Genomic DNA, 11,887 nt, shown 5'->3' on the forward strand with positions numbered 1-11,887 from the left:
TCGTCTTCGCTTTCCCGCAGGAGTCTCCGTGTATTTCCTCCGTTGTGTTAAGCGGTCCAGCATCTTAATATATTTAATTATTAAATCTCTAAATAATTATTTCTTTGAGATGGATTGAAGCGTAGGGCAGTCGACTCCAGCGGGAAAAGCAGCGGCTGAAGATCCCGCAGGAAGTGGGTTTCTTCCGAGGAAGCTGAAGCGGTGCCCGCGGAAAGCGACTGCCCGGAGCGGAAATTGGCCGTTGCTGTTACGTCGTATCAATCACCTTAACTTCTACTGCAGGCAGCGATAATATGTATGTTAATACATTTTGTGATTTGGTCCGAGATGTTTCAGGATGATGGGCAATAACAAATAAGGAGTCCGTTTTCATACCAAGGTGCAACCGGACAAATATTATTTGCTTTTTAACTGGTTTTTCAGATTCTGTAATACATCATAGAATCTTTCGTATTCTTCATTTGTGAGTTCTTGATTGCCATATCTTACCTTTTGGTATAACTCTAAATCATCAGGTTCCAATTTCAGACGAATGAACCATTCCTCAATCGTTTCATATTTTTTTCTGCCATAACCATTTTGGTTCGCTTCTTTTTCAAATTCAAGTACATATTTCCTGATCAGATGCTCAGGCTGCCGGTCATTGGATGCACGCGAATTTCCCTCACCGATAGGCTGATTCAAATCAAGAGCTGTTACCTGTACATCAGAATCATTCCAATGCTCCCAATTGCTACTTGTACGTGCAGATTTCCTTCTTTTCCGATAAAGCAGAACAGACATAACAAACAAACCGACAAACAGACCGAAATATTTCCAACCATTACTAGCGCTCTTATTATCTTGGACTTCAGCTGGTGCCTCATTAAGCCCTCTCAAGTTACTAATATCTTCTTTAATATTGTTGATCATCTGATTATAATTATCTTCATCGGCCATATTCAGTTGAGAAAAGTCTACGCCCATCCAACTTAATAAATTAGCTAAACCAAGAACAGCATTTTTAAAGATAATCCCGATAATGGTAAAAATAATATCTATTGCCCCAGATATTATCGGATATATAGCATACAAAATAATGCCACCACTTAAAAACAAAAGGATAAAAAAGATTGATGTTTTTTGAGACCTATTTGATTCTGGAGCCGAAAGCACTAAACGGACCCAGTATCCAATGATCACAAAAATAACCTGAGCCACACCCATCCAAACAAGGTGGGTATCATAAAAGAAAATTACTTCTATAAAAATGAATAGAGCAGTTAAAATTAATATCGGTAATTGATTATTATCCGACCCTTTCATTTCAAATACCCAATCGCGCCAAAATAAGTAAGCAAATAATAAAACAGCTATTAAAATTGGGTAATCCAGCCAAAAATATGTTACTGCAAAATAGAACAACAAGATGGGCACATAAACGGCATAACTGCTCGTTATGTTTGTTCCTGCCTCAAACAATAGTAACGTAATTATAATAATGAAAAGATAGCTCCATAAAGGATAATTCACGTTATTAAGGGCAAAAAAAGGCACCAAAAAGAAGTAATATAGAATTCCTTCAGGTATTAATTGAAGAAGTTTAAGGATATTAGGTTTCAAGTTTGTCTCTCCCTATAGGCATGTAAGGCAAAAGGGTTGATTGTTCAATATGATATAATTGGTGACCCTTGGCCTTTAGTTTGCTAAGATAATGCAAGTTCTCACAATTCAATTCCCCTATCAAGATAATTCTTTGCGAGTTATGATGCCGCTTATCAACCATATGGAATATATGATTCATCGGATAAATATCATTGTAATTAACGACAGCCAAAGCTTCCAAAATCTTTTTAAAATGGTCTATACCTTTTCCCTCTTTCACATGAAGGGGACCGGAATATGTATTATGATTGACAAACAATTCCACAGGGAACCCTTGTCTGATTAGGTAATTGGCCATATAGGCCGCTTCAGATAAATAGTTTTCCAGCTCCCCGCTGGCGTAGTAATTCCCCAGCGGACTTTTGACTGCAATATTAATCGTAATGACCCAAGAAAAGTTTTGATTATGCTGATACACTTTTGTTTGCAGTTCTTGCCTTTTTGCACTTGCTTTCCAATGAATCCGCTTAAATGAATCCGAATGAAGATAATCCCTTGTACTGATGGGCTGTAATAAATCTTCAAATGCAGAATACATACTAGTATCATTACCGAAATATCTATCTTGGCCATTTTCGACATTATGTACAAGTTTACTAGTTGGATATATGATTGCCCTCGTGCGATATTGTTCCTTAAATGTTAAATCAACATTTTGAAAAGTAAGAGGGTGTGAAAACGTATATCGGATATTACGAATATGCATGAATCCGCGACTAATTGCTTTGAATGGTACCGTCACAGTAATCTTCTGTTTCCCAACCATTGAAATAGCTATTCGATGATTATTCCATTGACCACGCCTAATATGAAAATATCGATTGCAAATGACATTATTACTCGTATCGAAAGAAAGGTATCCTTCCAGATATGGAATCAATGAATCATTATGAAGCTCCATTTGCAGGGATAATTCTTCTTCCATAAATAAACGGCTAAACCGTTTTGGATTAATTAATACTAGTTTTTTACCGATTCTTTTATTGTACAGTCTGATTAACGACAAATAACTAACCAATAAGCCAACAAATAGAAAAAGAAGCTGCTGATCAATAAATAAGCTAACTGTAAAGAGTAAAACAACCAAGGCTATGATTAGATCAATTTGTTGCTGGTTTTGAAGTATTGTTCTACTCCATTGCATAATGGTTTTCACCTTCCCTTCACTTTAGAAACCACCATCTTGACAGTGAAGCTTGTATCTCTTATGTTCTAGACCCTTTCCATATTCCGCTCCCATTCTACTGGTACATCTATCGAGTTCACCAAATCCCGTAATACTTCGACTTTACTATTTCGTAAGGACTCATCCATTGTTAAAACTAAGCGGTGCGCTAAAACAAAAGGTATTAGTTTCTTTATATCCTCTGGCGTAACATAGTTTCTTCCCTTCATAAAAGCTCTGCTTTTGGCAGCCCGTATTAATGAAAGGGCCGCACGTGAACTAGCTCCCACTTCTATTGAATTACTGCTCCGGGTTTTTCTCACGATTTTCAATACGTAATCCAAAACAACTTCTGATACCTTAATTTTCCCGGTCTCCTCCTGTAAAGAAATGATTTGGCTTTTTGATAATATAGGGAGTACCCTTTCCAATGGGTCATGCAATTGGTGATTGGCTAATAGTTGCTTTTCCGTTTCGTACGATGGATAATCGATATTTATCTTTAACATAAACCGGTCTAATTGTGCTTCCGGCAAAGGAAACGTCCCTTGACTGTTTTCAATTGGATTCTGGGTGGCTATGACTAAAAATGGAGAAGGTATGTTTATTGTTTCACCCTCAATAGTCGTTTGACTCTCTTCCATAACTTCCAGCAGGCTTGATTGGGTGCGGGGAGTGGCTCGATTTATCTCATCTGCCAATAAGATATTGGTTTTAACAGGTCCTACCTTCAACTCGAATTCCTGTGTTTTAGGATTAAAAAATTGTATTCCTGTAACATCACTGGGTAAAACGTCAGGCGTGAATTGAACTCTACTGAAATCGCCATTTATCACTTTGGCAAAACACTTTGCAAGTTTCGTTTTCCCCGATCCAGGCGCGCTTTCTAATATCACATGCCCACCGCTCAGCAAAGCAACAAACAACAACTCAACGACTTCCTCTTGCCCGTAAATCACTTTATTTACTTCATCTATTGAATGCGATAACTCCTTAAGCATCGTCATAACCTAACTCCTTTTTTCCATAAACTATTATTTCCCCCACGTTTGGTCTATAGTTAATAGTACCACCAATTAATGAACAAGGGGAAATTTTCAGTGAAATTAGGTGGGTTATTTTAAAGACTCTATTAGAACACTTTCCAGAGTAAAAGGAATTTCATCGGGAATGGAAATATAAAGAATCGTATTAAACAAATGGACTGAATTGTTGCGGTCAAATGAAGTCACCATCCAATTGGTGGCTTTTTAAATAGCTAATAAAGTAAAGTTAACTTGACATATAGTTAAACAAAGTTTACAATATGTTAAACATGGTTGACTGAGGAGGGGAAATAATGAGTAATGTAAAGGTGTTATCAAATCGAATACGGGTTTTTAGGGCGGAGAGAAAGATGACACAAAAGGAATTGGCTGAAAAGGTTGGTGTCAGTAGGCAAACTATTATTTCCACAGAAAAGGGAAATTACACACCATCTTTAATTTTGGCTTTTGACATTGCAAATATATTTAATGTAAGAGTTGATGAAGTTTTCCAATATGAAAAAACAAGGGAGGAATTATAATGTCTGTCTTAATGAATGTTAGTATTGTAGTATATTTCTTGATTTTTATGGCCTCTGTATCTTATAGTGTGAAATTTCACTTTGGAAAGGAAAGCAAAGATGAACGAGGTAACGGGATATTACATGCATCCTACGCTTTTGCTTATCCGATAATTATTTTTGGCTGGTTGATTATTACTTTAACAGATGAATATATAAATTCCTTTTCTTTAGATGGCTATAAAATGGCTATGATGATTCTATTGACTGGTACCAATATTATTCATGCGATTATTTTATTTAGTTTAAAAAAGCTATCTTGATTCTTTACCACTCGGGCGCACTTTTTGAATAAGAAACTGCGCTACCCAGCAAAAGGGCCGGATTATAGCACAAGTGCTTTACTGATTACACATTAAAAAAATTATAAAAAAGAGTTGTATGAGATATGGTTATGACTATTATTGTAATAGTTTCTATATTTATATGGATTGCAGCGATTCATGAAATGATTAAACCTTCAAAGGAGCAGAATAACCGAAAAATCATTACTTTAACTTCTGTCGGTACTTTAACAACATTAATTATTACTATCTCTATTTTTCAGAGTCTTCCACTTTCCCATTAACGTGCACTTATATATAATTACATTGTCGTCCAAAAAAAGTTAGACATTCAATCAATCCTACTTCTGATGAAACTTTACTAAAGATACAAAATGCAAGCTAATTCCCAATAAAATTATCTCTCATTAGAACTAATTTCAGTTATGATAGGCTCATCAAAAGAAAGTATATCTACCTTATGTTCAATACAAGACAAGGAAAAATGCTTTAACTTTTTTTGGGTGTCATATTGTTTCGGTATAGACTCTAAAACTTGAGATTTTGAATAAATACGAAAACATTCTCCTTGGTATATTTCACTATCATCCCATATGGTGAAATCATCATAGATTACGGAATATGTCACATAGTTTAGAAAGTCTAACTGAAGAGATATTGCCTTACTATCCGGATGAGGATGAATCAGTAGATCAGTAGGATTTTTACTTTTATTCACATTAATTCTTAATTTTATCCCTGCATTTCTTGGTTCACATATTTGCTCAAATGCAATGTGATATCCTTTTTCATATACTAAATCACTATATATCATTGATTTTCCTCCCCCTTTCCCTCCGCTAATAGTGGGGCTTTTTGGCTCCATTTTGGCCAATAAAATATTTTATGCTTTCTTCTTAAATGTTTTATATAAGATAGAAAGGGTTACAATATTAATAAGAAGTGATGTTATTGCAATAATTAAGATTGTATCTTGCATGGTATCAACTCCTTGTTTTTTCTGAATAAAAAGGGTATGATAACCATAGAATAGTGGTGAGGAAGGGGTTTCCCCCTAACCTCAGTGGTAATGATCTGAACCTTGCTCTTGGCCGAGAGTAAGGTTCTTTGTTTTTGAACTACTCTCAGCGTTACGCACAAGCACAACAATTGCTACTATTAAATTAACAATTGAAGTGAACAAGCTTACAAGAGCAGTTACTAAAGCCACTATCTCCACTATCTATGCACCCCCTTTCTTGCAAAAGGGGTAGGGATATTACCATACCCTTATCCTAATTATACCATTTACAAGTTTCGCCTAATAGGATTTATACTAAGCTTCATTGACTGATTACGTATTATAATGATTTTTGTGGAAAAGATACAGTACGTTAGCGATAAAGCCAAGGAAAAAAGAGAGGAGATTCTCTTACTTAAGAAATAAACAGAAGATATATCATGAAGATGGAGATAAATATGCTATCTATGATTGCAAGGTATAATCTAATAGAAGATTTTCTCACCTTTGCTAAACTATAATGAAATAAACTATCATATATACCTATCACAAATAGAATAATTGAAATTATAAGGACAAGGAAATTATCTGTTAGTTAGTCATAAGGATGGACCTCTAAACGGTTTAGCAAGAGCATTTATATATTCCTAAAATCATAGCAACTATAAAACTGAAAAGGCGTTATGTATGCTTCTGTCAAATTCTTCTATACGCATTCATTTACTTGTTTTAAAAAAATCAATAAGAATAAGTATGATTGCCATAATTATAGAGATTATGCTTAATATTAATAGCGTCTGTGAGTACGAATAATCTAGACTTCCTCCAATCGAATTGGAAATTATGCCAATTAAACCAGAAGTAATAAAATGAGCTGAATAAAGTATTGATGAAGCTATTAATAAACTTGATCCGATAATACTTAACTTCATAACTGTATCCTCCTATTTTTATGCTCACGTTCATTCTTAACATCATATTAACATAAACCCTTTAAACCTTTGAATAATTATCATTTTATTCAAACATTTTTGCTTAGCAACATCACAAATAGCAACTCAATTAACAGATGAAAAAGAGTGCGAAACGCTATGCGATTTGTACTCCTAAATATTGTGTTATTTAATGTTTTCTCCCTGAGAGCTGAACCCGTTTAGATAAAACTAAAGTTCTACTATTTATTATAGTTTCTGTTTTGCCATTTTAAGATAAATTTGTCCTTAAAAGTCCTTTTTGCTTAGCTACTTGGGGCCATTTAATTAAACAACAAGCTACTAAATAGTACAAACCACTTTTAATGGCTAAAGGGATACACATGCATCATTTTTATTTGCCCAAGATTATAGATATCGCATATGTGTCTAAAAGGTTAGGACATATATAGTCAAACCACACAGAATTATTACCAGAAAAAAGCATCAGCAAGATGCCGATCTGTTAAGGACAAATGAGATGAAAAAAGAGGCCTTCCAAAAGTTCAGAAAACTAATGGAACGCTCCTAATTAAATCTTTATTTAGAGGTATCTCAACCTTTCGTTTCTTATAGTTCGTTAAAGTGGTGTGTCAACACTAGACTGGTTAAAAATTATAGAGGTTGTTGCTTGAACTCTACTGGTGTTAAATAGAATAATATTCCGTTAATTCAAAATTTATTAAACCAATGAACATAATCATCAAGTTCAAGAGAATTGATTTCCGTTAGCGCAATTCTGATTTGAATACCTTAAAGATCGCTTCTGTAACGGCTATATCATAAGGACTTGCATAGTCCCCTCTGGATGTTTTAGGCATAGGTGGATACTTTTTAGGGGGAGTTATAGGAATCCTTATTATAAAGTTAAGTAAAAATCACGATTAAGAAGCATTCAACAATATCCCATTTTCAATTAAGATAAAGATGTAAATGTCTAACCGTTCTATAAGGGGTACTGCCGACAATATGCGGATTTCGCACGCTAAGCCAATAACCATTGCTTACAATATTTTGAAAACAGGAGAACCGGCTTAAATTAACAGTGTAAGTATATATTTTAGTTAAGCCCTTTAAAAAATTCTGAAGTGGAGGGTCTTCTTTAGTTTGGCTTTTTACAGGGGTTGTTTTCATACAAATATTATTAACCAGAACAATCGCTCCGAATGGGTATAAGCTGAGGTCTGCTCCTACAAAATCTTAGCTTGCTTTAGTAACAAATCTTCAATTTGACTAGACTAATCTGTGCTATTGTCACGTAGGCTGATATGATAAAAACCGTTCTCTTTATATGATGCAGTATATCTTAAAATCATAATAAAAAGTTCTGCTGCATATGCTTTCTCAGTGATCTTAACAGCGGGGAGGTTTTACATTATGCCTGAAAAGATAAAGCTAGAAAAATTCGTGGATGAACTGCCTATTCCCCCTATTTTAAAACCTCGATGGAAAAATCAGTTTTATACTTATTATGAAGTGAATATGTCAGAATTTAAGCAATCACTCCATGGTAAGCTACACGCTACAACAGTATGGGGCTATGAAGGTAGTTATCCGGGTCCTACCATTGAAGTAGAAAGCGGAGAAATCGTGTTTGTTAAATGGATTAACAATCTTCCAGATAAGCATCTGTTCCCTGTAGACTATACGGTACACGGTGCTCATAGGGATGTACCTGAAGTACGAACGGTGGTTCACGTCCACGGTGCCTGTGTGGAATCGGAAAGTGACGGATACCCGGAGGCTTGGTTTACAAAGGGATTCAAACAAGTCGGTCCATATTTTAGAAAGCAAATCTATCGATATGATAATTGCACTCATGCCTGTACACTGTGGTATCATGACCATTCGCTCGGTATCACAAGGCTAAATGTGTATGCAGGATTGGCAGGATTCTTTCTTATCAGAGACCACCGGGAACGTTTATTGAATTTACCAAGTGGGAAATATGATATCCCTCTTATGATACAAGACAAGACTTTTAATCAAGATGGTTCTCTTTATTACCCGAAACAACCAGAAAAACCGGTCCCGGAAATAGAAACATCGATCATTCCTGAATTTATTGGGGATACCATCTTAGTGAATGGCAAAGTACATCCCTATTTAAAAGTGGAACCACGTAAATATCGATTTAGGTTGCTAAACGCCTCTAACACCCGCTTCTTTCGGATAAAACTTGATTCGGGTCAACTTCTTTACCAAATTGGGACGGATGGAGGATTCATGCAACACCCGGTAGGAGTTAAAGAAATTATGTTATCACCTGCTGAAAGAGCAGAAGTAATCATTGATTTTACAAATCTTGAGGGCAAGAATATTATGATGACAAACGATGCTCCCGCTCCTTTTCCAACCGGAGATCCGGTAAATGAAAATACGAGTACAGTGATGCAGTTTAGAGTGACTCTTCCCCTATCTAGTGTAGATACAAGCGTTATTCCTGCTTATATGATACCTATACCTCAAATAAATGAACAGTCAGCTTCCAGGGTAAGATACCTATCTTTAAATGATAATATGGATAGATACGGTCGTGAATTCATGCTATTGGATAATAAACAATGGGATGCCCCCATAACAGAAAATCCAAAATTGGGATCGACAGAAATATGGTATCTGATTAACATAACTACAGATACACACCCCATTCATCTTCACTTAATTAATTTTCAAATCATAGACCGGAGGGATTTCGATGTAGAAAAGTATAACAAGGAGAAAATTATCCATTATACGGCTCAGGCGATTCCTCCAGAACCATATGAAAGGGGATGGAAGGATACAGTAAGAGCTAATCCTAACCAAATAACTCGAATTATCATGAAGTTTGGTCCTTATACAGGGATGTATGTATGGCACTGTCATATATTGGAGCACGAGGATTATGAAATGATGAGACCATATATTGTTATACGATAATTGACTGTGCTCTGTTAAAAATAATTGCTTGAACTCATTTAACTAGTTCTGTAAAGAACATTGGGATTTAACACCCAATGTTTTTTCTTTGTTACGCTATCCTGCCCTTTAACATTCCTGTAGGTCTTAGTAGATTCGATTTGCAGAAAAATAGACGCCCCGCTAGGATGAGTATGTACTGGGTTTCAGCCCTCAGAACTCACCTTAGGAGGAGTTATCATGAAGTCTAGACTAATTAAAGCTCAAAATCAACTTGTTGAACGAATTTCCACTTCCACTCTTGTTATAGGAATATTGTCAAAGAGAAACACGCTGCACAAGCCGAAGACGCAGTTAGTTGTGGGTGGCCGCTCCATCCAACCGTTATGTATATTCATCAAATTCTGTGAACTTTAATCACTTCCATAATATATTGGTGGTCAATTTAGAATGTCATAGACCTTTTTGTATTCACCTATCTTTAATCATGGAATGTTCATATTTCAACAATCTGTTCCTATTGTATAACTATAATCCAAACTGCTGATTTCACTAATGACATTTGGTACGAAATAAAGTTAGCAGTTCGATTAATACTTAGTCCTTCCAAGATTTAATGATGAAATTTATTATTTTAACTTAAAATGATTTTGTGCAAGTGATTTTCTATCTATTGCTTCAGGTTGTTTTTCTAGCCACCCATATTTAACCATAATGGAAAATATCTTCCTAGAACCCGTATGAATATTTTCAAATATATTATTGTAAGTCATTATTATATCTGGTCTCATGGATGAAGCCAAACCTGTTCCATAAAAAGAAAGAGCTGCACTTGTCAAAAAAGCCATATGGAACATCATTAGCTTATCAGAAAACGGACTTACTGTAGAATTAGTAATATCATCATTCCACATTTTCGGAGTGGACAAATGTTCCTGTTCTAGAATCTTTACGAAACTGTTTATATCTTTTCCTGCTTTTTCTACGCCAAACAACATGAAATTAAGGACATCCTCATTTTGAGCAACTTGACTAAATGCCAGATATAAAGCCTGATTTAATGCGTTATGTTTTGTGTTAAAGTAAAGGTTGCTAATTTCTGCTGCGTAAAGGGGTCTTCTTTCTCCAAACAAGTCAGTTATTATTCCTGTCTTTTCAACAAAATTAACGCTTTTTGGAGATGGAATCGAAGGAGGAGTTGAATGGATCCCTTTTGATTGAGTATATTGAATCCCTTTATCAATCAATTTATAGGCATTTTCAGTACAGTTAAAATAATACTTCCGAATATCTTTCCGATCGGTTGTAGCAATGGACAGGCTATAAGCTGTTATTCCATGTGCAGTCATAACTGTAGTATAAAACACATAAAAATCATCGGAAAATAATCTTGGAGCATTAAGGTTTACATCTTTTTCAGTAAAACCCATAGGAATTTGAAATTGATCTTGTTTAAAAAATTCTGTGATTTGAGCAATATGATCCTGAGACAATTGCAATGCATATTCTAATATTGCTTTTACTTCTTTATCAACAACGTTGTTAAGAAAATATTTATATACACAAATTGCTAAACTGTCACATAAATACTGGTTCCAAAGTGAAGCAATTTCCGCTGAAGTAAAAGAACAATTTTCCTTTCCATCCTTGTTTACAGAGTTACCCATATTAACCTCTCCTTTACATACTATATTTCTTAATTTGAATCATAACAAAGAATATATTCTAAAAAATTTTTTCAATATTTGAATACAACAAACAGTACCAATTGAAATCTTGATACTAATGATTTAAGAGGAGAGCACGATAACCCGTGCTCTCTTTTCTGAACTGCATTACTGTACCAGTCCTTAATAATAGGCTGGAACTTTAACTAATTCAATAACCCGAAGGAGAACTTGCTGAATGTCGCGAATATAACCCATAAATTTATAAGAAATATCCCGAATATTTGATATCATATATAATAAATTTTGGATAATATTTTTAAGAGATTCCATAGTTTCCCTCCACATTGAAGTTAAAATTGGTGATGAACACCATTATTATAATTGACATATAAATTAATTAAATGTACTAGAGGGGCTGGAAATATTCCCCTAGCCCTTATAGCATGTGGACTGATTAAGAATATAGGTGTTTACCACCATACAGGGTTCACCGACACTTGCCAGTTCTGCCCCTTTTATGAGGATGACGAATTTTCATCTTTTCAAAGTTATATGCATACTTCGACCTCCTAACAAATAGTCCGTCCTTTTTCCGTTAAATGACCCTATACATAAAGAAAAGCGCAACTTCTCTGGAAGTCGAGTA

11 protein-coding genes are annotated in these 11,887 nt (G+C 35.0%); 5 read left to right on the forward strand and 6 right to left on the reverse strand.

The annotated features are described in order from the left end of the window. Positions 1-247: 247 nt before the first annotated feature. From OMHG_RS19285 to OMHG_RS16560, 4 genes are all read right to left on the reverse strand, one after another. The gene (locus OMHG_RS19285) at positions 248-373 is read right to left on the reverse strand and encodes a hypothetical protein (RefSeq protein WP_272913378.1); all 126 of its coding nucleotides are present in this window, start codon (positions 371-373) and stop codon (positions 248-250) included. Positions 374-396: 23 nt separating this feature from the next. Then, a complete protein-coding gene (locus tag OMHG_RS16550; RefSeq protein WP_010652014.1) occupies positions 397-1,602 on the reverse strand; it encodes a hypothetical protein in 1,206 nt (401 codons plus the stop codon). Further along, a complete protein-coding gene (locus OMHG_RS16555; protein ID WP_010652015.1) occupies positions 1,592-2,788 on the reverse strand; it encodes a DUF58 domain-containing protein in 1,197 nt (398 codons plus the stop codon). The genes OMHG_RS16550 and OMHG_RS16555 overlap by 11 nt, the downstream gene beginning before the upstream one ends. A 68-nt stretch (positions 2,789-2,856) precedes the next feature. Further along, positions 2,857-3,816, reverse strand: coding sequence for an AAA family ATPase (locus tag OMHG_RS16560; protein ID WP_010652016.1), 960 nt, complete (start codon positions 3,814-3,816; stop codon positions 2,857-2,859). Positions 3,817-4,148: 332 nt separating this feature from the next. On the opposite strand from OMHG_RS16560, the gene OMHG_RS16565 reads away from it, so the two are divergent. The 3 genes from OMHG_RS16565 (at position 4,149) to OMHG_RS19135 (ending at position 4,983) form a co-directional block, all read left to right on the forward strand. Then, a complete protein-coding gene (locus OMHG_RS16565) occupies positions 4,149-4,376 on the forward strand; it encodes a helix-turn-helix transcriptional regulator (RefSeq protein ID WP_010652017.1) in 228 nt (75 codons plus the stop codon). Beyond that, positions 4,376-4,678, forward strand: coding sequence for a hypothetical protein (locus OMHG_RS16570; RefSeq protein WP_010652018.1), 303 nt, complete (start codon positions 4,376-4,378; stop codon positions 4,676-4,678). The genes OMHG_RS16565 and OMHG_RS16570 overlap by 1 nt, the downstream gene beginning before the upstream one ends. A 125-nt stretch (positions 4,679-4,803) precedes the next feature. Next, a complete protein-coding gene (locus tag OMHG_RS19135) occupies positions 4,804-4,983 on the forward strand; it encodes a hypothetical protein (protein WP_010652019.1) in 180 nt (59 codons plus the stop codon). A 113-nt stretch (positions 4,984-5,096) separates the two neighbouring features. On the opposite strand, the gene OMHG_RS16575 is transcribed toward OMHG_RS19135, so the two are convergent. After that, positions 5,097-5,513 carry a hypothetical protein gene (locus OMHG_RS16575; protein ID WP_010652020.1) on the reverse strand — a complete coding sequence of 139 codons (417 nt, stop codon included), beginning with the start codon at positions 5,511-5,513 and terminating at the stop codon, positions 5,097-5,099. 2,546 nt (positions 5,514-8,059) lie between these two features. On the opposite strand from OMHG_RS16575, the gene OMHG_RS16585 reads away from it, so the two are divergent. Both OMHG_RS16585 and OMHG_RS18820 read left to right on the forward strand, forming a co-directional pair. Then, a complete protein-coding gene (locus tag OMHG_RS16585) occupies positions 8,060-9,592 on the forward strand; it encodes a multicopper oxidase family protein (RefSeq protein ID WP_044477086.1) in 1,533 nt (510 codons plus the stop codon). A gap of 219 nt (positions 9,593-9,811) precedes the next feature. Then, a complete protein-coding gene (locus OMHG_RS18820) occupies positions 9,812-9,988 on the forward strand; it encodes a hypothetical protein (RefSeq protein ID WP_187116597.1) in 177 nt (58 codons plus the stop codon). 212 nt (positions 9,989-10,200) lie between these two features. Here the strand turns inward: OMHG_RS18820 and OMHG_RS16590 are convergent, their stop codons facing one another. Continuing rightward, on the reverse strand, positions 10,201-11,238 hold the full coding sequence (locus OMHG_RS16590) for a DUF3231 family protein (RefSeq protein WP_010652023.1): 1,038 nt from the start codon (positions 11,236-11,238) through the stop codon (positions 10,201-10,203). Positions 11,239-11,887: the final 649 nt, after the last annotated feature.

This window comes from Oceanobacillus massiliensis str. N'diop, from assembly GCF_000285495.1.
Taxonomy (GTDB): domain Bacteria; phylum Bacillota; class Bacilli; order Bacillales; family Amphibacillaceae; genus Oceanobacillus; species Oceanobacillus massiliensis.